23 protein-coding genes and 4 pseudogenes (1 of these 27 only partly in view) are annotated in these 26437 nt (G+C 30.1%); 3 read left to right on the forward strand and 24 right to left on the reverse strand.

The genetic code is table 11. From position 1 onward, the window contains the following. The 24 genes and pseudogenes from RH95_RS09180 to RH95_RS09915 all read right to left on the reverse strand — a co-directional run. A protein-coding gene (locus RH95_RS09180) for a hypothetical protein (protein WP_010242489.1) crosses the window boundary here: on the reverse strand, nt 1-443 show its start. 460 nt of this gene lie to the left of the window's left edge; the window shows 443 of its 903 coding nt (coding positions 1-443); it begins with the start codon at nt 441-443; its stop codon lies beyond the left edge, outside the window. A 2-nt stretch (nt 444-445) separates the two neighbouring features. Then, nucleotides 446-1660 carry a hypothetical protein gene (locus RH95_RS01360; RefSeq protein ID WP_010242491.1) on the reverse strand — a complete coding sequence of 405 codons (1215 nt, stop codon included), beginning with the start codon at nt 1658-1660 and terminating at the stop codon, nt 446-448. Then, on the reverse strand, nt 1657-3726 hold the full coding sequence (locus RH95_RS01365) for a hypothetical protein (RefSeq protein ID WP_010242493.1): 2070 nt from the start codon (nt 3724-3726) through the stop codon (nt 1657-1659). Before RH95_RS01365 ends, RH95_RS01360 begins: the two co-directional genes overlap by 4 nt. 66 nt (nt 3727-3792) lie before the next feature. Further along, entirely contained in the window at nt 3793-5586 is a 1794-nt protein-coding gene (locus RH95_RS01370; RefSeq protein WP_010242495.1) for an oleate hydratase, read from the reverse strand. 176 nt (nt 5587-5762) lie between these two features. Further along, entirely contained in the window at nt 5763-5945 is a 183-nt protein-coding gene (locus tag RH95_RS09755) for a TetR-like C-terminal domain-containing protein (protein ID WP_010242497.1), read from the reverse strand. A gap of 39 nt (nt 5946-5984) precedes the next feature. Continuing rightward, on the reverse strand, nt 5985-6275 hold the full coding sequence (locus RH95_RS09760; RefSeq protein ID WP_010242499.1) for a TetR/AcrR family transcriptional regulator: 291 nt from the start codon (nt 6273-6275) through the stop codon (nt 5985-5987). Nucleotides 6276-6630: 355 nt separating this feature from the next. Next, entirely contained in the window at nt 6631-8241 is a 1611-nt protein-coding gene (locus tag RH95_RS01380; RefSeq protein ID WP_202947903.1) for an ABC transporter permease, read from the reverse strand. A gap of 185 nt (nt 8242-8426) precedes the next feature. After that, nucleotides 8427-9122, reverse strand: coding sequence for an ABC transporter ATP-binding protein (locus RH95_RS01385; protein WP_010242501.1), 696 nt, complete (start codon nt 9120-9122; stop codon nt 8427-8429). Between the two features lie 23 nt (nt 9123-9145). Beyond that, nucleotides 9146-9523 carry a hypothetical protein gene (locus RH95_RS01390; protein WP_026038560.1) on the reverse strand — a complete coding sequence of 126 codons (378 nt, stop codon included), beginning with the start codon at nt 9521-9523 and terminating at the stop codon, nt 9146-9148. Between the two features lie 9 nt (nt 9524-9532). Beyond that, nucleotides 9533-9763: pseudogene (locus RH95_RS09900) on the reverse strand (winged helix-turn-helix domain-containing protein); the annotation flags it as partial. A 56-nt stretch (nt 9764-9819) separates the two neighbouring features. Beyond that, entirely contained in the window at nt 9820-10437 is a 618-nt protein-coding gene (locus RH95_RS01400) for a DNA alkylation repair protein (RefSeq protein ID WP_010242507.1), read from the reverse strand. A 60-nt stretch (nt 10438-10497) separates the two neighbouring features. Beyond that, a pseudogene (locus RH95_RS09765) lies at nt 10498-10793 on the reverse strand (23S rRNA (uracil(1939)-C(5))-methyltransferase RlmD); the annotation flags it as partial. 168 nt (nt 10794-10961) lie between these two features. Next, on the reverse strand, nt 10962-11219 hold the full coding sequence (locus RH95_RS01405) for a hypothetical protein (RefSeq protein WP_010242511.1): 258 nt from the start codon (nt 11217-11219) through the stop codon (nt 10962-10964). 20 nt (nt 11220-11239) lie between these two features. Beyond that, entirely contained in the window at nt 11240-13675 is a 2436-nt protein-coding gene (locus RH95_RS01410) for an ABC transporter permease (protein ID WP_010242513.1), read from the reverse strand. Further along, entirely contained in the window at nt 13668-14348 is a 681-nt protein-coding gene (locus RH95_RS01415) for an ABC transporter ATP-binding protein (protein ID WP_010242515.1), read from the reverse strand. The genes RH95_RS01410 and RH95_RS01415 overlap by 8 nt, the downstream gene beginning before the upstream one ends. 52 nt (nt 14349-14400) lie before the next feature. After that, entirely contained in the window at nt 14401-15261 is an 861-nt protein-coding gene (locus RH95_RS01420) for a sensor histidine kinase (protein ID WP_010242517.1), read from the reverse strand. A gap of 1 nt (nt 15262) precedes the next feature. Then, a complete protein-coding gene (locus RH95_RS01425) occupies nt 15263-15913 on the reverse strand; it encodes a response regulator transcription factor (RefSeq protein ID WP_010242519.1) in 651 nt (216 codons plus the stop codon). Between the two features lie 661 nt (nt 15914-16574). Then, on the reverse strand, nt 16575-16943 hold the full coding sequence (locus RH95_RS01430) for an EXLDI protein (protein WP_010242521.1): 369 nt from the start codon (nt 16941-16943) through the stop codon (nt 16575-16577). Between the two features lie 343 nt (nt 16944-17286). After that, a complete protein-coding gene (locus tag RH95_RS09770) occupies nt 17287-17643 on the reverse strand; it encodes a hypothetical protein (RefSeq protein ID WP_010242523.1) in 357 nt (118 codons plus the stop codon). Between the two features lie 63 nt (nt 17644-17706). Then, nucleotides 17707-17895: pseudogene (locus tag RH95_RS09870) on the reverse strand (recombinase zinc ribbon domain-containing protein); the annotation flags it as partial. A gap of 148 nt (nt 17896-18043) precedes the next feature. Further along, nucleotides 18044-18709, reverse strand: a complete 666-nt coding sequence (locus RH95_RS01440) for a class C sortase (RefSeq protein ID WP_010242525.1) — start codon at nt 18707-18709, stop codon at nt 18044-18046. Next, the gene (locus RH95_RS09305; protein ID WP_010242527.1) at nt 18699-23492 is read right to left on the reverse strand and encodes a Cna B-type domain-containing protein; all 4794 of its coding nucleotides are present in this window, start codon (nt 23490-23492) and stop codon (nt 18699-18701) included. Before RH95_RS09305 ends, RH95_RS01440 begins: the two co-directional genes overlap by 11 nt. After that, on the reverse strand, nt 23428-24738 hold the full coding sequence (locus tag RH95_RS01450; RefSeq protein ID WP_010242528.1) for an Ig-like domain-containing protein: 1311 nt from the start codon (nt 24736-24738) through the stop codon (nt 23428-23430). Before RH95_RS01450 ends, RH95_RS09305 begins: the two co-directional genes overlap by 65 nt. Before the next feature lie 274 nt (nt 24739-25012). After that, nucleotides 25013-25132: a hypothetical protein gene (locus tag RH95_RS09915; RefSeq protein WP_174265921.1), complete on the reverse strand. Its 120-nt coding sequence runs from the start codon at nt 25130-25132 to the stop codon at nt 25013-25015. Here RH95_RS09915 and RH95_RS09780 point away from each other — a divergent pair. The 3 genes and pseudogenes from RH95_RS09780 to RH95_RS01460 form a co-directional block, all read left to right on the forward strand. Continuing rightward, nucleotides 25126-25311, forward strand: a pseudogene (locus tag RH95_RS09780) (hypothetical protein); the annotation flags it as partial. The gene RH95_RS09915 and the pseudogene RH95_RS09780 sit on opposite strands and share 7 nt — an antisense overlap. Before the next feature lie 39 nt (nt 25312-25350). Further along, nucleotides 25351-25686 (forward strand): hypothetical protein, encoded by a 336-nt coding sequence (locus RH95_RS01455; protein WP_010242530.1) that lies wholly within the window; start codon nt 25351-25353, stop codon nt 25684-25686. 162 nt (nt 25687-25848) lie between these two features. Next, the coding region (locus tag RH95_RS01460; protein WP_010242531.1) for a transposase at nt 25849-26437 on the forward strand (589 nt) is incomplete at its 3' end.

Raw genomic sequence — 26437 nt, forward strand, 5'->3', positions numbered from 1 at the left:
AAATCTAAGATTTCTCTTTTTGCATATTCTCTAATAAAACTTATTTCTATATTATTATCTTGTGATAAAATTTCATTTATTTTTTTATGAATATAGTAAGTTATTTCGTCTATTTCATACTTCCAAGTTATTTCTCTATCTAAATAATAATTTGCATTTTTCTTCCAATCTGGATATAAGGCTAATTCATAGTATATATGCCATAAGATTTCGTTGTTGTCTAAATTAGATTCTAAAAAAGTAGACAAAGGTAAATATAAAACACCTTCTTTAGGCTTTAATGAAAATTTTTCTAAACTCTTAGAAGCAATATATCTAAGGCTTGGTTCTCTTGTAAAAGTAGTTAGAGATTGCATGTGTTTTTCTAAAAAAATATTGAGATTTTTTTCTGCTTCTTTTTTTAGCTTTTCTTCATCTAATGAGTTTTTATCTATCTTAAACATTACTATCCCCTATCCCTATCAAGGTTTATATTGCGAAGTTTTTCAATAGAATCTAATCGATCTAACTTTAAAATATAGAGGTTTCCGTATATATCTATAATTAAATAATTGGATGAATCTATAGATATTATATTTGCAATAAACCTATCAGATAAAGTAAGTTTTGAATTAAAATTCCAAATCCCCATATTTTCTTCCAGTAGATATATGTGAAAATCATCACTTAGAATAAAGGCACTTCCTTTTTTACTTTTAATATCAAATAAGTTACCTGTGAAATCTTGTTTTTTTAAGTTAACTATCTTATTTCTTTCTAAGTCATAAAGTGAAAAACTATTATTATCTCCTAAAGCAGCACAAATATTTTTTTCAAAATTATCATTTTCTAAAATAGTTAAATATTTAATCGGCTCATTTAAAATTTTAATTTTTCTATCCACTCTAATCTTACCATCTTTATAGCTCGCTAAAATTAAATCTCCACTATGGCTTCCTAATGCAAAGTATGAATGAGAAATTTTAACTAATGAATTTATTTCTAAAACTGTGCCCTTTAATGCTATATCAACTTTTACTTTGTAGGTTAAATCTTCTATATTAAATTCCAATACAAAAAATTCATTTCTCCCTGCCTGACATAAAAAGTTATTTTCACCTATATTAATAACATTTTCAAAGCCCGTAAAATTAGATTTTATCTTCATAATTTTAAAATTATTAATATTTTCAAAAACATCAGAAAAATCTCTAGATATTAGCACGAAAATATCGCCTGTGACAGCAAATAACAATATCTTCTCTTTACTTAAAGAATACATATATACTATCAATTTATTAAAATTTTTAATAGGTTGACTTAATTCTATTTTTTGCTTGTCCTCTTCTAAAATTCTCATAAAATATGTTTTTTGATCTGCACCAGATAATATAAAAAGATTCTTTTCAATACATAAATAACTTTTTAGGTAAGTATTAAGTTTATAGCTTCCCTCAATCTTGACTGGAATTTCATCTATTTTTGTTTCATATAACTCTGGTGCATAAAGCCTATAATAAGGCAATAATTCATTAAGGATTTTATTTTCATCTTTTTCTAATTTAGATAATTTTTCTTTAAATTCCTTATCAATATAGCCTTCTTGTAAAGTATAATTTAAGTCTTCTCTTAGATCCGTTAAATTTTCACTATATTTATTTTTGTCAATTGAAAATTTCATTTTCTGTTATTTTCCATGTCTATTATATAATCTATGAGATACTTTGAATGTTCTAGCTGATTTAATCTTTCATCTAATTTTTCATATTCTTCTACGGAAATTTTATTTTCTCCATTGTCAATAGCTTTTAGAAAATCAGGTAGTTCTTTTCTTTCTGGCGCTGGACCAAATATTATTTTTATTAAATCTAGATAACTTAAAGTTTCAATTTCTCCTCTTATATATTGATAAGGTCTAGTCCTTATTTGATTATATTCTATAACTACTTTTCCAAGATTTTTGCTATTAATACTCCATCCTTCTGATTCTTTGAAAAAACCAAATCTCACGGCTTGAGATAGAATATATGCCTGATCTTTTGGGTTTGTTATTGAACTTATAAAACCATCCCACAAAGCTAAAGTTAAATCTTTTTCTTCACCTAAATTCCAATTATCTAATATTCTCAAAATATTTCTTAATGATAAAACTGATTCTTTAAGCTCAGGAACATCTTCAGTTGAACTTTCTTTTCCATTTGAAATCCACCTGCCCATAAAAACTTCTTGACTTACTCTAGACAACTGGGCTAGTCTAAATATTTCTTCTAAACTTCGTGTAGGAGTTGGAAGGTGTAAATTTCCATTATTGTCGGCTAATCTTACCAACATAATTCTAAAAAGTTCGTTTTTTTCAGCATTAGTCTGATTTTTTAAAGATCCAACAGTATTTTGATTTACATAATTATATTCTATCGTTAAAAAACGAGATTTAAAAGCAGGATTGAGTTCATTTGTACCCTCATAACTTACTAAGTTTGTTGATAAGTTTCCTGTACCAATTAGACCAAAGCCTTTTTTTATTGTCACTGGACCAATTCCCGTAACGTAAGCTTTGGCTCCAAACTTGCTCTGTAGTATGTCATTAAGTCCTATTAAATTTTGCATAGCAATTGTATTTAGCTCATCAATTATGACAGGTCTACCATTTCTTACAGCTAATAATATTTCTCTTTCTATTTTTTTTACTACTGTTCCATAAATACTATTCCTAGCTATAAAGATTTCTGAAATACTATCCCAAACTTTGCTTTTTATTATTTCTTGCTTTTCTGATTCAATATTTTCCAGTTGGTTTTTATGAGTTTTTAGCCAAGTAAAATATTGATCCACTACTTCATCGATTAACTCTAAATTAGTTTCATCGGAAGATGTTTTTTCTAAAGATAGAGTTTTTTCAACAAACATATCTTCATAGGTTAGATTATATGAACCTGATATAAAATAAGGATATATTTTTTCAAGTTCTGACTGATTGCCTTCTTTTAGTAAATTTTTATAATAATTTCTTCTATCTCTATTTAATTCACTAAATTTTTCTATAGCCTCATCTTCACTGGCATTTTGATTTTTCAAAAACCATTTTTCCATTTGATCTTCTAGCTCTTCTTGAATTATATTTTCTAATGTAAATTCAATTGCTGCTTCTCTTGCTATCTGAGTTTTTCCACTTCCTAGGTGGCCTATTATATATACGTGAGTTGATTGTTTTAAGGATTCTATTATTTTTCTCTTTGCCTGTATTACATATTCTACTTCTACAAGGTCTTGATTATATCCTGTTTGTATATCATTAATTAGTTGTCTATGATAATAATATCGCCAGGCATCAGGAGAATTATTTATTATTTCCCTAAGTTCTTTTGAATAAGAATTAATCTTATCTACCCTATATCTAGTAGCTTCGTTGCTCCCATAAAAATTGCTGTTATAATATTTTTGATTTCTTTTTCTCTCTATTTCTAAAAAGAATTTTTCATAGCTTATCAAATTTTCTAGTTCTTCTATTAATTTTTTTTGCTTATTCTCTTCATTTTTTAAATATTTTCTATATTCTTTTATTATTGCATTTTCTGACTTTGATTCTTCTCTTTTATTTTCTTCTTTCCTAAATCTTTTATAAAATTCTCCTAAAATTTCCAAGTCATTTTCTTCATTTGACCTAGATTCGCTTCTTAGAATATCTTCATATATGGATTCTATTTCTTCTAAAGTAGGCACAGCTTGATTATTCAAGTTGTTATTCATCATTTGTCTCCTTAATAAAAAAATAATGGGACGATATATTATCGCCCCAAATGTGTTTATATATTATTAAATAATATTAAATTCTTTTAGCATTTCTTCTATATCTGTTCCCTTAATAAGTTTTGCAACTTTCATCTTTTGTAATGGGCTAAGTGGAAGTTCAGGTTTTTTACCATCTGATAAAGAAACCATTCCATTTAGAAGGTATCTTAAATCATATCTTGATGCGAATACTTCCGGTACAGCTTTTTCTACTCCGCAAAGAACATAAACTGCTTCCATTGCTGTTCTTCCTGAGTATTCTGTTGTGAATACTGTATCTCTTCCTGGATCATCAAGAGTTTCTGCAAATTGTCCTAAGAAAGCAAAGTTAACTCCACCCTTTGGAACTACGTAAGGTCTGTCACCTGCTTTTCTTGGCATAAATTGAGATGTGATATAAGGCATCATAACAGGTACTGCTGTACAAGTTTCTGCAAGTTTATCAATTTCATTTACTGGTACGCCAATGTGGAATAACCATTCTTTTGTAATTTCTTTACCAGTACAATCTCTCATTTTCTTTTTGATGAAGTCACCTTCTACATCTGTAAATAATCCGTAAACCCAAACACAAACATCATTTTCAGGTTGTTCTGGATATTGGCCTTGTCTATTAATTGTCCAGCTCATTAACCAGCTTGAATCAACACAAGTTACAATACCACCTGTTACAGTTTTTCCACCATAATGGCTTCTCTTTGTAATTTTTTCGATATATTTTGGAACTGATTCATCGTGACAAGTTACTGTACAAGACTCCCAGTTACTCTTTTCTACATCAGAACAGAAAACTTCTGGATGTCCAAAATCATCAGATTTTTTAGCAATATTTTTCCACATTTCCCAACAACCACTTTGTTCATCTGAAAGTTCTGCTGCTGTGTTGTCATCTCCATAACTAGAATTTTCAGTCATAGAACCATTTGTAATGAATAATAAATCATTTTCTGTCAAATCAATTGACTTATCATTTCCATCTTTATCTTCAGCAATTATTTTTGTAGCAATCTTTTTAATTTCTGAAATATCAAAATCAACATCTGTTACCTTAATATTATATTGGAATTTACATCCGTGATTTTCAAGATATTTAACCATTGGTTTTACAATTGAATTGTATTGGTCATATCTTGTAAATCTAAGTGCTGATAAATCTGTAAGTCCTCCAACGTGGTGGATAAAACGATTTAGATATAATTTCATTTCTAAAGCAGAGTGCCAGTTTTCAAATGCAAACATTGTTCTCCATAAAGTCCAGAAATCTGAATTTAAAAGTCCATCTGAGAAAATATCTTCTATAGCCTTATCTTCTAGTAGTTCATCTTGAGTCATGCAAAGTTCAGCAATTTCTTTAACTTGATCTTGAGTTAGATTAAATTTACCATCGTCATAACGTTCACCTTGTTTGTGAGTTATACGGCAATTACTAAAGTTTGGATCGTCGTAGTTAGTGTAGAAATAATCGTCTAAAACACTCATTTCTGGGTCTTCTAAGCTTGGGATAGAACTCCAAATATCCCATAGACATTCGAAGTGAGCTCCAGTTTCTCTACCACCACGAGCAACATATCCTCTAGTGTCCATATATTCACCGTCAAGTGAACCACCAGGGATATCTAATTGTTCTAAGAAAGTAATTTTTTTACCTTCCATGTGAGCATCTCTAATTAAAAAGCAGGCTGCAGTTAAAGCTGCAATTCCTGTTCCAACTAGATATGCAGATTTTTCTTCAATACCTTCTGGTTTTCTAGCTTTAACTAATCTTTGAAAATCTCCATTAGTTAATTTAAGTCTTTTATCATGAGTTTTAAGTTCCATAACTTCTCCTTTAATAACTTAACATTATCATCTTCTATGTCTATTAAATCATGAAAATAGAATGATTTCATCTACCAATATTGGTGGTTTGTGTAAATTTTACTCAATTAGAGTATTCTGGGTAAAGGTTTCTAGTTTTTCACTTCTTTTTAATGATAATAAGATATTACCATCCATTAATTTACCAACCTATTTGTAGTAACTACTGGATCAGTTTTCATATTTGTTGCTATCCATTGTATAAGTGCGCTACTTAAGGCACATTGATAAAAGTAAGAAATCAAATTAATATCATTATCTTTTGCCCTAGTTTCCTTTGATATATGATTAACATATTTACTAATTACTTCACCCGCCATAGAAAAAACATATTTTTCTACATCAGCTTTATAGTCTGATTAATACATATGTCTTATAGCTTTTTCATTATCCAAGATAAATTTTGCAGCCAAAATAAAACTCTCTTCCCATGATAAGGTCTCATTGAACTCCTCAATTACCCTTTCAAGTTCTTCATCAAAAATTTCCTTAATCAATTGAGGTAAATTTTCATAATGATAATAGAAGGTTTTTCTTTCTATCTGACATTTTTGAGCTAATTCAGTAACAGTTATGTTATCAAGTGTTTTTTCATCTAAAAGTTTCATAAATTCTTTTTTTATCAGATCTTTAGTGTAGTTTTTACTCATATAATTACACCTTACTTTTGATTAATTGCTCTTGGTAAGTAAGGCTATGGATTCTACATGGCTTGAGTGGTCAGTATGGATAAAATTTAATTTTTTTTAAAAGCCTCGTATATGGGAATATGTCAATAAATAAACATCTTATAATTTATTATATCATTCTTATGCACAGAAAAAACAGCCCTACAAAAGAGCTGTTTAATTTATCTTCTATTTGAGTATATTATATGGTACGCAAACATTGTAATTGGAAGTAATAAAATTAAAAATAGACTCAATACTATAAATAATTTGGTTCCTTCCTTTTATTCTAAATAGGAAACTTGCCAGGACATTTATATTTTTAAACAAAAATATCTTACAATTCATTTATATTGGCAGTTATGGACATCTTATTAATTCTCTTAATAGGTTTATAAGTTGAAAGAATTACTGAAATCAATATAAATCCTATCGAAATCATTGCTGGCAAAATTGGAAACTGCCAAACAGCATAGGAAAAGTGATTTTCTATCAGTTTTGTGAAGATAATTTTATTCAGTAAAACACCAACTATTATCCCTATAAAACAACCAAAGAAACCATAGGTTGCTGATTCTACTTTAATCATTCTCTTAATTTGAAGCTTATCCATACCAACTGCACGCATCATTCCATATTGTTTTATTTTTGAAGATACGCTAATAGATATACTATTGATACTATTTAATAGACTTACAAGACCGATAATTGCTATGAAACCATATACAAAAAACATAAATGCCGTGTAGGTTCCTGTTGTCTTTTGATCTCGACGATCTCTTATTATGTTTTTATTTTCTATAAGTTTCTGAATTTCATTTATACTTTCATCCGAAAAATTCTCATCGGTCTGCAACATAACTAAGTTATACTCAACCTCATTAGTTATCTGCTTAAAAGTTTCACTTGAAGTTATTATTGTGGTTTTACCTCCTGTTTCACCATCGCTAGTAAACGGATCGTATTTCAATAATCCAGCTATTTCGAAATCTTCTCCGTTAATTTTTATTTTATCCCCAATCTCCTTATCGCTTTCCCTATCCCAAGTAGCTAAAATATAATGGCTTTTGCCAAATACTTTCGATAAATCACTTTTTTTCTTTAAAACTTTATCCTTTTTTAGACCTCTTAAATCAAAATCATCATATGAGATAATATCTATCTTTTCTTCACGGTTAGATTCAGATTCTAAAATTGCATTTACATCAAAAGCGCTTCTTCTACCATATACATTTTTTACTCCATCTACTTCTTTTAATTTATTCAACAAATTTGGATCAATATTATTTGAAATATCCTTACTTGTAATCTCTATATCTGCTCTGGAAGAAGATTGTGGCATTATATAATTTACAAATTGTCCGAAAACTAAAAATGTTAGAAACAAGATAATACTTAAAGCAAAGGAAGCTGACATTAGAAATAAATTCTTTTTATTTGCTATAGCATGATTTATTCCTAGTGATTTTTCGATGTTAAAGAACTTATTATTTACTAATTGTTTATTTCCTATATTAGATTCTGTATTTCCAGAAAGAGCCGCAATTGGAGAAATCTTAGAGGCTTCTTTCGCAGGTTTTTGTGCGGCAATTAAAACACTTGCAAGTCCTACCAGAACACCTGCTAGAATACCAGTTACACTTATTGTAAAAATAGGTATATTAGAAAATTCTTCCCCAACTATATATCTTAGTCCACCACAAAGAATCCAAGTTGAAACAACACCTATTAACGTACCAATAGGAACAGCTATTTTACACCAATTTAGCGACTCTAACCTCACAAATTTTTTAACTTGACCTGTACTCATACCAAGACAACGCATCATCCCAAAAAACTTAGTTCTTTGAGCAACACTATTATTAATACTCCCAGAAATAATTAAAGCTCCAGCTACAAGTATAAGAATAAATAATATTATCGCTATTGGAATTAAGGTTTGCCCCAAGTTACTTTTTAATACATCATTGAAATTAAAAACCAGTATGCTTTAATTTTAGCCTATCTATTTCCATTCGCAATCCAATTTCAGCCATACTAAAAATTGATGTTACTAAAAATACTGAAATAGCTATGCACATTATAGTTAAATGATTCTGTTTTTTACGAACTTTAGCTGATATTGGAATTAAACTAAGATAACTTTTCATTCGAAGCACTTCCTTGATCAACTAGTATTCCGTCCGAAACTCTTAAAACTCTAGTTGCTGATTGAGCTATCGAGTGGCTATGTGTAATCATGATTATAGTTTGTTCATATTTCTGTGAAGATTCTTTAAGTAAACTAATAACCTCTGAACTATTTTTAGAATCTAGGTTTCCCGTTGGTTCATCCGCTAGAATTAGAGAAGGCTTCGTTATAAGTGCTCTACCTATAGCAACCCTCTGTTGCTGACCTCCAGAAAGTTCACTTGGTAAGTGATTTCTTCTCTCTTGTAATCCTAATATATTTAATAGTTCTTCAAGATACTTTCTATCTGGTTTCTTGTAATCCAATAAAACTGGAAAGATTATGTTTTGTTCCACAGTTAATTCAGGAATTAAATTAAATCCCTGAAAAACAAAACCTATATTTCTGCGGCGAAATACTGTAAGCTCGCTATCTTTCATTGAAAACAAATCTTTATTATTAATAATAACCTTACCACCACTAGGTATATCTAGCGCACCTATTATATTTAGGAGGGTACTTTTCCCAGAACCTGATTCTCCTACTATCGCTATATATTCTCCTTTATCTACAGAAAAATTAATATCTTTTAAAGCATGCACTGCGTTATCGCCTTTTCCATATATTTTAGAAATAGATTTAATCTCTAATAAACTCATAAAACACCTCGATCTTATTCTATTTATAATAAGAATAACATTCCATTCCTATCATCCTTGGCTTGAGCATTTAATATTGAACCAATCTGATTTATGGAATCAAACAACCTATAAATCGTTCCTTCTTTGTCAGAATCAATCTGAATATTACTATTGCCTTCAAGATACATATTGATTTGTGCTTCTGCATTTTCAATAATTTCTTCTTGGCATTTTAAATAAAGAAAAATATACCAAGTGTTAAAATAGTAAAAATAAAACTTATAAAAATTTAAAGGAATAGAAATAGTTTTAAATTCTTTCCAAGTAAATATTTGAATTGATAGAGCAAATAAAATATTAACTATAAAGACATATTTGATATATTTTTTATTGTTTTCATCTGAAAATATTAACATCATTTTTCTACCTCAACAAGAAACGTTCCACTTATATCCCAGGCCTCTAATGGTTTGTATCATTTTAGGATGATTAGGATTATCTTCAATTTTCACTCCAAGTCTACGAATATATACAGTTACAGAATTATTGTCTATATAATTATCATTAATATCCCATAATTTCTCTAAAATTTGATCTTTAGTTAGTACAATATTAGGGTTTTCCATTAATAAACAAAGTAACTTATATTCACCACTCGTAAGATTTAAAGCATAACCATTTTTATGAAATTTTTAATTTTACAAAACTGAGATTGTCATACGATCAATTTACTTGCGAGCTTGTAAACTTGTTTTATTTCTTTACTTTCCAAACTCCAGCTATCAAGTTCAATTTTAATTAACTCTGGAAATTTCTTACTAATATCTCTTAACGCATTTCCAACTGATTTTCTTACATATACACTCGAATCTTCTTTTAAACTAACTAATCTTTCAATAGCCTCATTCGGATTTTCTTTGAAATATGGTCTACTTGTCCATATCCTTAATCCCTCTGTTACTGCTCTCCTCGTATTCGGATTATCATTTTCTAACCATTCATCAATTATTGGGAGTGCTTTTTCATATCCTATTTTCTTACAAAATTCATCAAATGACTTTGCCAATACTTCCTGAACTCTCCAATTGTCATCTTTAGAAACTTCATCTCTCATAAACATTAGAACTTCTTCATCTGCTGATAAACATCCAAATAGAAATACACCATACATTCTAACTTGGTATACATTAGATTTAAAAGCTAAAAAAGCCAGCTCTTTGATATATTTTTCATCATTAGATTTATAATCAGAAAACGCTCTTTTTTCTTCCTCTTTGAAGCCATTTTCTATCAAAGAAAATTCTTTTTCCAAACTTATAATATATTTTTTCACACAGTTTCCCTCCATCAAATTCAAACTTTCAAAACTTTACAAACTGAGATTTTCCAGAAGCTAAAGATTACAAATCATGACATAGTCCTCTTCATTTTCAGGTGTACACTGGGGAATAACTTGATTCTCCTTTTTAGACTTGTTGTAATGTTCTCGTAATTCTATTCTACATTTTTTTATCTATGCAATATATAATGTTGGAACTCTTAATTCAAATTTATTCCAAATATATTCTTTGATTTGGCATACGTTAACTTGCTCTCAGCACTTGTCAAATCAAACTCATCCAGCTCAATTTCAACGTTTATATGCTTATCGACATTAAGTTTGGACAAAAGTGCTACTGTCTCCACGTTGCTTGAGTTGTCAGCGTAAATAAAATCTAATAATTTTGAAAAGTCTAGTATGTGGGAACATGTCAATCAGTATACATCTCATAATTTATTATATCATTTTGGAGCAAAAAAAAAACAGCCCATAAAAGAGCTGTTTAAATTATTATTTTCCTAATCTAGTCGCATTACTTATACTAGATGAGCTGCAAACATTGCTATAGGAAGTAAAAAAATCAAAAGTAGATTCAATACTATAAATAATCTGTCCTTTTCTTTTACCCCACATATTAAACCTATTAGTCCAATAATTGGGCAGACAAACATTGATGTAAGTCCAGTTGGTCTTAGACTTGTAAAGCTTTCAAATATATCTACTGGAAGTAGGTAAGAAATCACAAATATTACAAGTCCAAGTAGAAATAATTTTTTACTGATATTTTTCTTCATACTATTCTCTTACTTTGAAATTATATTGTTCGAATTAAATCTATCGTCGGTCTGTCTAATATTCTCTTTAAAGAAAAATGATAGATGATTAGGTTAATACCATAGACGACTAGCGAAAATCCTAAGAAACTTTTATAGTCATAATATTTTATTAGAGTACTCATTCTTAAATCAGGAGCGATTAATGATATTACAAACATAACTCCTAAGCTCACAATAATAGAAATTGTAAAGGACTTTATCTGTTCTCCAATAAATTCTTTTTGATAGATGTTCTTTAACTCATCTACATCCATTCCACAAGAGTAAAGACTTCCGATTTCTTTTTTTCTATTCATGAGACTTAAATTAATGGATGAGTAGCCGTTAGTGATATTTAGTACAAAGATGATTGATGCAATTCCTATTACAATTTTTATTAGACTTTTCAAATCATTATATTCATTTTTTGCAGTTTCCTCACCTGTTGTGATATTAAAGCGATCTTCTGGTGAGATTTTACTTCTAATCATGGCCTCTACATATTCTTTTACATCTTTAGTATCCGAATCTTTTATCTTCATATTTAATGTATAGGCATAGTTTTTATTTTTTTCATCGCCGGACTCTTCCATAAGTTTAAAATAAGTGTCAAAATCTGTATAAATTTTTACATCGAATGGTCTTGTTTTCGACTTATATTTTCCCAAATCTGTTATCGTCTTTGAAATTTTAATAGTTTTCTTATAATCATTTGCAAAGTTAATATCTAAAATCTGTGGGTTTTCAAAATATAGAATTCTCTTTGCCTTAGCTATTGGAATAGAAGAATCTTCTTGAATTGTATTGTAGAGGACAAATTCACCCTTCTTTCCTCCAAGTTCTTTTAAGTCTTTTTCTTCCAAGGCGATAATAAATCCATCCATACCCTCTGCCTTATATTTTTCTATATTCTTTTTCGCTTCCTCGTCTAAACCTGCTGCCTTTGCTTCCTTTGAGAATTCGTTAGTGTTTTCCACTTGAACATATTTATATTTTGAAATATAAGATTTCTCGTTAGGAATTTTATCTACAATTTCTTTTAATATTTTTGGGACTTGATTCTTTTCACTAAAATAATCCACGGAAAAATTATATCCAGCATCGTAATGCGAAAAATCTCTGTAATATGTTGAGATGCCTATGATGATTATAAACACTGAAATTATAATTATTCCTATTGCAGAAATATATCTCTGTGATTTTATTGAAGCTAAGTTATTGAGTTTTAATTCCTTCCAAAAATCTTTGGCTCTTTTCTTCTTTGATTTGAAAAAATCTATATTCCCTCTTATGCCGTCTATAATGTTTATTTTAGAAATCTTTTTCGCAGGGGATTTAATAGCTAGTGCCACAATAATAAAAGAAACCAAAATTATTGCTAAACTTAATAAGGGATTAAACTTTACTAGATTAAATTCACTTAATTGTTTGTCTATTTGAATGTATTTGTACAGATAATATATAGAGAAAAAGCCTACAAGATGTCCTAAAAGTATTGGAATTCCAGATGTAACAAGTCCTTCCTTTAGGAGCAAGAGATATATTTGTCCATTGGTAGATCCTATAGACTTGTAAATGGAAAGCTCTCGAATCTTCCTTAGCCCCCAAACCCAAAAGATATTTTTTATAAAAAACACAAATATTGCTATGCATCCAATAACTGATAGAACAAGAACTGCCTTGCTCATTAAGTTTTGTAAGGGTTCGTTTTCCACTCCATAATAGTTTATGAGGCTTTTAGAAAATTCTAAATGAACATCTTTACCAAGTATCTTATTTATTTCATTTTGTATCTTATCTCTATTTTTGTAAGCTTCTTCGAAAGAATGAAATTTTACAAAAGTCCTGAAGCTGGTCATTTTATCTTGTAGTCCAAGAGCAAAACTTAGTTTACTGTACTTGTTGTAGACATCTCCGTAAACACCAACTAAAGTAAAGCTTTTAGAACCTTGGCTCTCAAATTTTTCTCTGCCAGTATTTGCACTTGTAGGGCCTATCTCTTCGCCATTTAGAACCCTTTTGCCTAAATCAAGTTCTATCTTGTCGCCTATTTTAAGTTTGTTTTTCTTTACGAGGCTTTCAGATAGTACAATTTCGTCTTCCTTTTCAGCAAATCTGCCTTCAATAAGTCTTGAATACTCTCTCATCTTATTGATTGCTTCGTCTTGGTAGTTTATAACTACTAAATCGTCAGCAAGTTTTCCGTTGTCAGGATTAAGAGACATTTTACCGACCAAATCTATATCTTCAATGGACTTTAACTTTTTAACATCTTCACTTGAGAGTTCTTCTTTAATCTCCCCATGATAAAAGCTTGAAGCCATGTAATTACCATAGTTGGATTTCAAGCTTCTATATCCAAAATAAAAAATAACGGTGAAGAATAGACTTACAATAAATAAGGAAATAAAAATAGGAAAATTCTTCTTATTCATTTCTTTCATCTCCTACAATTTTTCCATCAACTATTGTAATAATGCGATTTGCTTGTAAGGCTATTTCTTCGTCATGGGTGATTAGGATAATCGTCTGTTTTAAAGTTTTGTTAAAATATTTAAAGATTTCTATAATTTCCTTAGAATTTTTCCTGTCTAAATTACCTGTCGGTTCATCCGCTAATATTATAGATGGATTGTATATAAGGCTTCTCGCTATGGCAACTCTCTGCTGCTGACCTCCTGATAATTCACTTGGAAAAGAATCAAGTTTACTTTCTATACCCAGTTTTTTTACTATATCCGAGAATTCATCTTGATTGATTTTCCTTTTATCAAGTTTTAATGGAAGTTCTATATTGTGACGAACTGTTAAGTTGGGAATCAAATTATAAAATTGATAAATTAAGCCTACTTTTCTCCTCCTAAAAAGTGCTAATTCTTTTGAAGAATACTTTGAGATGTCGTTACCATCTATATAAACCTTTCCATCATCTGGACTATCCACTCCTCCTATGATATGTAGGAGGGTTGATTTACCAGATCCGCTTGGTCCAACAATGGCGACAAATTCTCCTCTTTCAATTTCAAGGTCAACTCCATCTAAGGCAACAACTTTAGAGTTTCCCTCTCCATATTCTTTCCTTAGGTTTTCTACTTTTAATATTTCCATACTTGCCTCCTTTTTCTTATGTCAAGGTAAGCATATAAAAGTAAAGTGATTTTTAGGTGACATTGTAAAATTTAATTTCAAATCTTGCTCCAGCATCAATATTTGAAACAGAAATCTCCCCATTGTTTTTTTCGACAATTGTCTTTGCCATGGCAAGACCTATTCCAAAGCCATTTGAATCGGGAGTTTTATAAAAGCGTTTAAAGATTTTTTTCATATTCTCTTCTTCTATTCCTCCGCCATTGTCTTCAATGATTAAGCTTGTATAGAGGGGATTTTTGTATGATGAAAGCACAATTTTGTCACAAGTAGGTCTATTATCAGCATTCTTGATAATATTGATAAAAGCTTCTGCTAGCCAATAAAAATCTCCACAAATACTATTTTTCTTTAAACTCTTCTTTATTTCTACATTGATAGATTTTCTTAAATCTAAACTATCTAAAGCATAATCCACTAATTCATCTAAACGAATTTGTTCTTTTTTCATAAGATCTTTGTTTGCATCAAGGCTTGATAGTTTAAGTAAAATATCTGATAGAGAATTTAATCTGATAGTTTGCCTTTTTAAAATCTCTATATCTCTATTATCTGGAAAGTCCATCTCCAAATTTTCTATGGAAAAAAGCATAGATGTAATAGGAGTTTTTATTTGATGGGCGATGTCTTCTAGGTATTCTATCTGTTTTTCGCTATTTTTAGCACTAGTCTCTTTGGCTTCTACTATTTCTATAAAAAGTTTGTAAATTTTATCCTCTAAAATTGAAAAATCATCTTGCTTCATTGGGATTTTATAGTTTTGATTTTTCATGTTTTCTATTAAATCTATGAGCTCATTTATTCTATTTTTATTTCTTTTTTCTAAAAAGTAATAAAGAAGTCCCAGACTTATTATCCAAAATACATATATCATCTCAATCCATCCTATAACCAATTCCTCTAACAGTAGTTATAACTTCCCTATCAAGTTTTTCCCTAATTCTTTTGATGGTTGATGTGAGAGTATTGTCATTTACAAACTTATCCCTATCTTCCCAAAACATTTCTAACAGCTGGCCTCTAGTATAAACTCGGTGAGGATTTTTAATAAATAAGACTAGGATTTCATATTCAAGAGGAGTTAGGTCTATTTGATTAGCCTTAAAATAAACTTTTGAATCATTTAAATCTATTTTGATATCCTTGTAAGTAATTATTTTGTCTTGATTTAGAGGTATTGTTCTTAAAACCGCATCAATTCTTGCCCTTAATATTGCAAGGGAAAATGGTTTAGTTAAATAGTCGTCTGCTCCTTGATCTAGGGCGGCAATTATAAAATCTTCATCATTTTTTACAGTTGTTACAATAACTCTTATTTCCTTATCTTTTAATCTTTCTATCAAATGTTGACCGTCTTTATCTGGTAGATTTATATCAAGTAGTGCCACATCCATGTCTACATTCATCTTATAGCTTGCTTCGTAAAAAGATGATGCAATCTCTACTTCATAACCATTATTAACTAAATACTTTTCCATTTGTGATAAAATTTCTTTATTATCCTCTATAATCAAAACACTCTTCATTCTAACCCTCTCACGTATCAACTTTGAAATCTATTAAATTATTTTATTTTATAGATTTCATCTATAAGCAAATTAAGACTATAAACCAATAATTATACTTATAGTATACCATTATCACTTATATTAAAAACAGATCCTTTAGGATCTGCTACCTATTAATACTTCTGTAAGTTCATATTTAAATACGACTTTGAGTTTCTTTTTGTAAGCTTTCTAATCTTTTATATTCTATATAAAATGATAAATATAAAAATAAGATTTTCGGGATATATCATTAACCCTAGTACTCTTATAAGATATTTATTTTTTTATAAAAAGAGCCACTGATTTCGTATGGCTCGAGTGGTCAGTATGGATAATATTTAATATTTTAGGAAAGCCTCGTATGTGGGAATATATTTATTCTCAATTATTTCTAAATTCTTTTAACATTTTATTTAAAACTAATGCATTTTCATATTCTTCAACAAATGCTCCATTGTATTACCTAAAAGGTATTTTAGAGCATCTTGTAAATCTTGTGCTGTTTCTTGTTAATATTCTTCAATTAACATCTTAGAGATTTTGTTTCTGATCGCTTTCTTATGACATAAAAATTCCTCCTGATTAGTTTTTCTTAACCATAATCAGGAGGTTTCTATACACAGAATTTTACACAGTCTCAAATATCTAGTACTTCTACTATCTCTTCTCTTTTTTCTTTCATTATAATTTTTTTGATTACTTCTTCATCTAAGTATTTTGAAAAATCATCCAATTCAGATGTTACTTCAAATATTATATTATGATTTTTATCACTTAAATCAAAACTCGAGTCATATTTTGTTTTATCTGACCAATAATTCCAATTTATATCTGTCCTTTCATAATATACATAATTTTTTTTTGGAGTTACAAACACTCTTTTATTAATGAGTTTTTTTCCATCTTCTGCTTTAAACATTTCAGAATATAATTTTATTCCTTTGAATACTTTATAATCACTAATAGAATCATTTGAAACATTTAATCTAATGTCTTCATACTTCATAAAATACCTCCTTATGTTAATCAATTTTACTATATTATCAACACCGATAAAGTAAATTAATTATTACAAGCTTATTATAATTTTTAAGCTTTAGTTCGTCAACACCTATTATCATGAAAGCATCTCTACTATCAGCCATGAAAATAATATCATGAAGCAAATCTTGCTTTCCTTTTTTATCAGATTTATACCTTTCTTTTTTTTAATCCAAGTACCCAACTTCCCGCCTAAGATCTATCAATTCCAATATCACTTCTTGTTCAACCATACACCTACTCCATAAATCTCAACTAATTGTATTATACAATTTCCAAGGAAGAACAACAATCCTATATAAGTACTGCTACTTATTTATTATAATTTCAATCCCAGATTTAAACATTACTTTCAGCCTTTCTTCATAAACAACTATCTTCTCTATAAGTTTTTTTACCAATTCTTCATCGTATCTTTCTATCTCCAATTCCTGATTATTTAAGAATTCTTCTAATTCCATTAGTCTGCTTTGTTCATTTTTCTCTTCTGCCATATTTAGTAGTATCTTTTCTTTCTCATTTCTTAACTCTTCCACCCTATTTGCAAGGTCTGTGTAGTCTTTCTTGGCATTATCTACTTTTAAAAGTTCTTCTTGAACTTTTAGCATTTCTTTGTCTAGTTCTTCTATCTGCCTACTTCCATCACCTGTGATGACTTTTTCCATGTTTTCTTTTATTATTTCTTTTAATTCGCTACTTTCAGATATAAGTTGATTAATGGATTCTACGACTGCCTCTTGTAGATCAGTCTCTTTTATGGTTCTTGCATGGCAGGCATCTGGTCCATGAGTTACTCTTGTACAACATCTCCAAACAGTGTATTTCTTTCCTCTGTTATTCCATGCTATTCTCCTGTAAATATCCCCACATTTAGAGCAGTAGACAATACTTGAAAGGGCATATTTGCTGGAATAAATTCTTCTTTTTTTGAGTAAAGTTTATAGCTGATTGTGGCTATGCTTTTGTTACTTCATAATTTGTCTCTCTATTTATGAGTCTTTGTTTTACAACAAAAAAACTATCCAAAGAAATAAATTTCAATGGATAGTTTTTTTATATTGCTAATTAGTTGCTTATCTTTTCATCATTTTTGATTAGCTCAGCTTTTACTAAAAGCCTTTTATCGTTTTTGGGATAAGGATGACACGCCATTAAAAAAAGTTTCGTCTTTCCTTTTTCTCGTGTAAATTTACTCCAGTCTGTAGGTTCAATTGCTTCTTTATCAACTACTTTGTAATAGAGTTCTTCTTCCCTAGTAGTAATCTTTAGCTCATCACCTTTTTCCAACTTGTCGATATTTAGAAAGGATTGTGTTTCGTTTATCCCTCCTCTGTGCCCCGCAAGAACAGTTATAGTATTTTCCTCTGAAGTCGGTATATCTGTATCTTCAACAATACCTGAACCTTCTAATAAAGATTGTTCACTTGTATTATCACTAATAGGGGTAATTACTCCTATCTTATCGATTCTAAGAACGCCTATAGCTGTATCTTTTATAGAGTCTTTTGAGGCAACATTTTGTTCTATCTCTTCAGGTTTATTCTCCTGTTCGTAATTTTCAAAAGGAGGTAATTCTTGTTTTATTTGTTTTTCCAGACTAATGGATTCTTCTTTCTTTAATTCTATCCTATTATGGTTTAGAAATAGAAAAGCAATCGAAAAAACAATGAATATTAACCCGACTGTAAGAAGAAATTTACTTAGATGATCTTTTTTTTGCTTATTTGACATTTTTCTTTCTTCTTGATTTTATTCTCTTTTTTCTTTGAATTCCTGCAAAAGTAGAAAGATTACCTAGTCCCAATAAAATCCAAGCATAGGTTGATGGATTTAGTCCGTTTCCTGTTTTAGGTAATTGCTTACCTGGCAGTGGAGTCTTAGGAGTATTTGGTTTAACTGGTGTTCCAGGGTTATTTGGCTTTTCTGGCTCTTTTGGAGTTTCAGGCGTATTTGGTTCTTGTGGGTCATTAGGTTTATTTGGTGTATTTGGTTCTTCTGGCTTACCTGGCTCTGTTGGTTTTTCTTCTTTATTTACAATTGTAAAACCATCTTTCATATTGCCAAGATAATTGACATCAAACCATCTTCCATCTAGTTTTATTGTATTTCCAGATTCGCCAACTTCTTTTACCGTATAGTGGTAGTCATGCGTTGAATTTGCACCTTTCTTAACATCTAAGTTCTTGAATTCTCCACTCCAATTATTGGCTTTGTTTAACTCAAGAATTTTCCCTGTAGCTTTTCCATCTCTATATAGTTCAACCATGATTTTATCTACTGGCTTATTTCCATATAAAGTCCAGTCTTTTTTAACTTCAATAGTTATAGTATCTGGTTCAGATGGTGTTGGTGGTGTAGGTGGTGTTTTAGGCTCTTCTTTATTTGTTATTGTGAAGCTGTCTTTCATAGACCCACTGTAATTTACTTTGTACCAATTTCCATTCAGCTTAATTGATCCAGTTTCTTCTCCGACTTCTTTTACTGAATATTTAAAGCCCTCTTTTGAGTCTAGTTTTTCTACTACGTCTAAGTCTTTAAATTCTCCACTCCAATTATTGGCTTTGTTTAGTTCTAGCTTTTTACCTGTAGATTTCCCGTCTCTATAGAGTTCTACTTCGATTTTGTCTACTGGTGCGGATATTTCTTTTCCGTCTTTGTCTTGCCAATTCTTTTTAACCTTGATATCTTCCTTTGGTGGATCAAGTGGTGTTGGAGGGATTGTTGGCTCTTCTTCGTTAGTTATAGTGAATCCATCATTCATACTTCCGCTATATTTTACTTCGTATTTATTGTTTCCTATAACTACTTTGCCTTTTTCTTCTCCGACTTCTTTTACTGTGTATTCGTAGGCTTTTTCTGAGTCTAATTTTTCTACTACGTCTAAGTCTTTAAATTCTGCTTTCCAGCTATTTTCTTTACTTAGTTCTTTCTTTTCACCTGTAGCTTTTCCACCTCTGTAGAGTTCTACTTCGATTTTGTCTACTGGTGCAGTTATTTCTTTTCCATCTTTTCCTTGCCAAATCTTTTCAACCTTGATGTCTTCTTTTGATGGAGTTATTGGTGTCCATGGGTTTGATGTTTCTTCTAACTTGTTGGTTATTTTAAAGCCTTTTTCTTCTGTTCCACCATAAGTTACTTGGTATTTACTGTCATCAATTGTGAGTTTATTATCTTTTTCTCCAACTTCTTTGATTGTGTATTTGTAAGCTTCTTTTGCGTTTAAGCTTGCTTGTACATCAAGATCTTTAAACTCTCCACTCCAATTATTAGACTTGTTTAATTCTAACTTCTTATCTGTCTTTTCTCCATCTCTGTAAAGTTCTACCTCTATTTTGTCTACTGGTGCAGATATTTCTTTTCCATCTTTCCCTTGCCAAATCTTTTCAACCTTGATGTCTTCTTTTGGTGGAGTTATTGGTGTCCATGGGCTTGATGTTTCTTCTAACTTGTTTGTTATTTTAAAGCCTTTTTCCATGCTTCCATCATAGCTTACTTTGTATTTGCTATCTGATAGTTTGATGTTTCCTTCTTTTTCTCCAACTTCTTTTACTGTGTATTCGTAGGCTTTTTCTGAGTCTACTTTTTCTACTACATCTAAGTCTTTAAACTCTCCAGTCCAGTTGTTTTCTGCATTTAGAGTTAATTTCTTATCTGTAGCTTGTCCATCTCTATATAGTTCTACTTCTATTTTGTCTAGCGGTGCGGATATTTCTTTTCCATCTTTGTCTTGCCAGATTTTTTCTACTTTGATATCTGTCTTTGGTGGGTCTAGTGGAGTCGGTTGAATTGTCTCTTTATTTGTAATTAGAGTGCTATTCTTTGAACTATCATTTTCATAGCTAACTTCAAATGTTCTATTATTAATTTTTACAACTCCGTTGTCTTCACCAACTTCTTTAGCAGTATATTCATAGTTTTTGTTGTTAGCAAGATCTAGAGTCGGAAGCCCAATAAATGAATCACTCCAACCATTATCTTTATTTAAAGTTAAAGTTTTACCGTCAACTGCCTCATCATTTCTGTATAATTGAACTTCTACCTGTTCAATATCGTCTAAATTTTTGCCTGGTAAGTTATCCCATTTCTTATAAACTTTTAATTCAGTAGTTTTTATTGATACTTTCGTTGTATTAGCTCTTCTAGCATTAGTGGTTTTATTTCCCAACTCATCAATTAAAGTAGATTGTAATATCGTCGTATTATAAGCCTTAATAGGTTTATTTTTATTATCTTTATTAGCTACGTAATCTGAGTATTCACTATAATTTTTAGGGATGCCCTCCATCTTTATAGTTAAATACAGAAATGAGTCATCTGGCATAATAAAATCATTTCCATCTTTTGTTTTTCTTAGGTCAATTGCTATGGCTGTGATTTTATCTGATTCAGGTTTTACATCTGTCCACACTTCTTTATTATCTAAACTACCCTGTTCTGTTAATGTTCCATCTTCATTATAAATATGGATATTATCCTTAGTAGAGTAATAGTATTTAGGAGCTACATCATAGTCCCCGCTATTTCCTTCTGTTATTTCCTTAAACTTACCTTGCCAATATGGGTTGTTTCCATGGTCATTTTCGAGAACATCATAGAAAATGAGATTCTTTGCTCTAGTCTTCTCTGGTGTTTTGAGTCTTAATTTATATTCATACTCTTCCCCTTCATTAATTTCTATCGAACTCTTAAAGACTTCCTTTTGTGTTCCAACAGACTTTACATAGGAAAGTTCTGACGCTTTTGGTAAGGGTATTGATTGTGTTTTTTCTGTAAAGAACTTATTTTCTACATCTTCCTGTCCTTCATTGCTAATATTAGAAAAGTCACCGTACTCATCCCTATCTCTTGCAGGGAATTTTTCACTGCTTGGATCTGCCTTCCCTCTCTTAATACCACTAGTTGAGTTGGGGCTAAAAGCGACCTTATTATTTAATTTAGAATCTAACTCTTCAATTTGATCGAAAGTTACAATAAGGCTATACCTGACAATTATTGAAAGTTTATCTTTAACTTCTTCTTGTCCACCAGAGGTATTAACATATATTTTCATCATAGTCTGCCCAGTATTGTTCCAATTGTCTATGAACTCAGTGGTATAGCTAAAGTCTTCCAAAGCATTATAACGATTTCTTTCCATATCCCAATCATAATAGCTTGGATTCATATTATTAAAAGTCTCAGGAGCTACTCCTAATCTAATATTTTTTACATTCTTTTCTGTGATTCCTTTTGGAAGCAGGTCATAAAATGCAGCCCCATCGAATATTTTCCAATCGGCTGAAGTTGCTTTTCCCGTTGTTTCAGTAAATTTAGCAACAACAGAGTAATCGATTTTTGCAGTGTGATTTGTTAAATCAAGATTCCCAATGATCTCGGAATTTTTCATCAGATAAGCTTCAAATTGCGGACCTTGAATATTCAAATTTGCCTTGTTTTTTGCAGTACGTTTGTCGCTTCCATCTAATTTGCTTAATGAAGTTGTTGCCTCATTAGTGATTTTTACAGACCCATCAGTATCTAATAATTCTTTTATCCTATCAGAAGCTATTATTTTTGCACCTATATCCATGCCTCCAGACATAAACGTGCCTCTAGTAAGGGTGAGTTCAACTTTAACAGAAACTGGCTTGCCATCAATATCGATCGGTTTGTCAGTTCCATCAAATTGTAGCCAGCTATCTTTTGAGCTTAATTTTACATCTTTAAATTTTAACCAGTCTCCATTAACATCATTTTTATAATAAATTTGAGCCCTTCCAATGTCCTCTACTGTTCCTAAAAGTTCTTTTTTCTCACCTTCGGGAGTATCAACAATTTCATATAAAACTGCTCTTGGTTTAATTGATGTAAAATAATACTCTTCTAGAGGGGTTAATTTTTCTGAATCATTTATAGATAGTGGACCTTCATCTATAAAATCAAGTTTAAACCCAGGTCCTTGTTCTCTATCAAAACTATCATACCAGGCTGAAAGATAATAAGTTACATCTACAAATCCATCCCCTACAAATGCATTCTTATTATAAGATGCATTTTGATCATAAGATATATCTTCTCCAACTCCTACATACTTAAAGAATCTATCAATGTAATGGCTTTCTTCCATTTTTTTTGGTGGCTCATATTTATATTGATGAGAAACTGTTATATCATCATGGGAGTTGTATTCATAGTCTGTATCAACACCTTCAATGGTTACTTTATCTACATTTGTTATTGTTAAGTCAGGATTATCCTTTAATGAATCTTTCCTGTGTCTGCAAAGTATAAAAACTTCCTTTTTCTCCTCTGGATAATACGAAGGTCCTATTTCAATTTTACCATCTTTTGCTTGACCAACTATTTTGTACTTGCCACCATATTTGTCCAGTCGTGCTATAGCTTCTCCTGGTGTCACTTGTGGGTCAATAATTGTATTTACGGGTTGTAAGTCGTTTTCAAGCTCAAAATTAATCTTCCATATTGTATAAAAATAATCTTCGGAATCTTTTGGCTTTTCCCCCCCACTCGTCATTCCACACTTCTCTTTTTTCTTCAAACCATTTAGTATTTCTTCCATTTTGCTTAATGTTAGTTTCAGTGTGATTTTTTAATTTTAGTGTATTTGATTTTATTGCTTGGTCATTATTTTCTAAAGTAAAACTTGCTTGTATATCTTTTTCTAAACCACTTTCAACTCTATATGGATAATGTTTATAATTTAATACTGCATTCATACTATATTTTCCAGATATAGTCTCATAATTAGTCAAAACTAAGTCATTACCCTCGATGCTATAAGAAAAAGAAGTTCGACCTCCTGTTTGCCCTTTTTTTACAAAAGGAATTGTAGACTCATCTAATTCTGCAGCTTTACTACCATCTCTAGTATTTAATAAAAAGTTCGGAATCCTAATCTTTACTTCTCCTGGGGCTAAGCCCTCACCATCTTTGACACTGATTGAGAAGTCAATATCCAAAGTAATTTTTTCAGAACTTTTCGCACCAACAGTTAAAGTATCCTTTTCTATATTTCCATCTCCACTAGTATTCCATTTCAAATTCAAACTATAATCTGCTACCCTTTCTGACGGTGCATTTAATTTATTAATTTCTGTTGATAATTTCTTTTGTAATTCTTCCCTGACCTCTTGGCCCTCTACATTTGAATTATCTAAACCTTGATTTTCTTCATTGACCTTGTCATTTTTTAATTGATTCGTTTTCTCAAGATTTTCATTATTTTCAGTATTTATCGTTTTTTCAATCGATTCTTCATCTTTTTTAATTTTTGATTCTTTTTCTTTAGGAGGATTGTTTATACTTAGTAGGCTGCCTTCAATAGCAATGCTACCTTCTACATCTGTTTTATCTTCTACAAGTCTTGTAAATACTACATTTAGAGTATCTCTCTCTTCAGAATTCAGCCTATTTACATGTGCGTTTGCGACTTGAACGCCATCAGGAGTACGGATTGCAAAATTACTTTCAGCTGCCTCGAAATTTTTTGGAAGTGTTATATTAAAGTAGTCTCCTTCATTAATTTCCGCTTTATATTCACTTGCATCCCAGTCTATTTCTAGTCTACAGTCCTTATCTTCCTCAATTTTCTCATTAAGATCAATGGTATTACCTTTTCGATCTTTGACCTCCATCCTACTAACTCTTGTTTTTGACAAATGATTTGCACCTTGTGCAAATGCTTCACCAGTTGGTACAATTGTACCTAACAGCATTAAACAAGCTAAAAAAAATGCTGTTATTTTTTTACATTTTAACATTATTTCCTCCTTTTCTTCTTTTTTCTACAGATACATCCCATATACAACGAAATTTTTTCCGATGAAAAAGTATCTATACATGATAATATTACCACTTTTCAAGAATTTTCACCATCTTTTGTAAGCTTTTACATCAATTTCACCCGACACTATTTTTAGTTTATGTATTAGAAGATTTGAGTATAATATTTTGTGATGTCTTAAGCCATTAGATTAGAATGACTAAATAAAAAATAGCCTGCACCAAAAACGGCACAGGCTTCTTACTCACATATTATAATAGTTGGTTCACTCTTTTCTGAACTGTTCTATAATCATATCCAGCATTAGTTTTAGGAGATTTTTTCAATATAAATTGATATAATAAAATTATCAATTGCCATATGATTGACAATGAATTTTATTATAAGCACTCTAACCGCTTTTAAAATAATCGGTCAAACTTATCATCAATTACCAATAACAAAAAATATGATGATAAATTCCTTTATACATTATGTAATTGCATTCTTGATTAGTATTCCAATGTTTAAATGTAGAATGAAATTTATACTTAAAGAAACTTATGGGTAATAGAACTATATCAAAATTACTATATTAAGGATAATAAACATGATTAAACAAGATTGGAAATTATTGAAAGAAATTAGAAAAGTTAAAAAGTTGAGTGAGGAAGAACAACAAGAATATTGGACTAATAAATTTGATAAATTAGATTCATCAGACGATTTAAAAATTAGAAATTCTTTTAAAGCACTTAAAGAAGGAAATTATATTACAGTATTCTGGGCAGACAATATCCCCTACCACTTAAATCTTACAAATAAAGGAATCTCTTACAATCATTTTATTTCTAAGCTAAGAAGTCATAGTTATATAATGAAGTGGATATTCGGTATAATTGCTACAGTTATTGGTGCTATTATAATTTCCAAATTAGGTTTTTAGATATAAAATTAAATATACGCTTAACGCTTATAACTTTAATAGCAAGCACAGTAAGTGAGTACCCACTTACGAAAAATTGATGGGGGTTGTTGCAAAAGTCCCCTATATAGAAAAAAGACGAGGAACCATAAAAATCCTCGTCTTTTTTGATATAATGTATTTATGAAAACAACTACAAATACATCATCATTAACTAACTATACACTAGTTAATGATACAATTCAACTAAGATTAAACTTTAATACAGAAATATATATCCAAGATGATGTTAAACTAAGGCTTGTAAAAAATATAATAGAGAGGATGAACTTATCAAAGCTAAAAAAAGTCTACTCATCATTTGGAAGAAAACCTACTGTAAATCCAGTAACTATGCTTCAAATAATAATATTCTGCTATTCAGAAGGAATATTTTCATCAAGAGGAATAGAAAAAGCTTGTAAATATGATTTAAGAATTAAGTACTTACTCGATAAAGAACTACCACCAGACCATAGCACAATAAACAGATTTAGACAAAAAATTGTAGAACTAACACCAGATTTACTAAATCAAATAGTTCAAATACTGATAAAAGAAAATCAGATAGACCTATCAAGTATCTATATAGATGGAACAAAGATAGAAGCCTATGCCAACAGATATAGTTTTGTATGGCGAGGAAGTATAGAAAAGTGGCAAGAAAAATTAATAGAGAGGATAAAAGAAGAACTAGGATTAAGTAAAAGTCTAATTCCATACCAAGTACTTT

It is taken from the genome of Peptoniphilus rhinitidis 1-13, from assembly GCF_000246925.1.
GTDB classification, from domain to species: domain Bacteria; phylum Bacillota; class Clostridia; order Tissierellales; family Peptoniphilaceae; genus Peptoniphilus_A; species Peptoniphilus_A lacydonensis.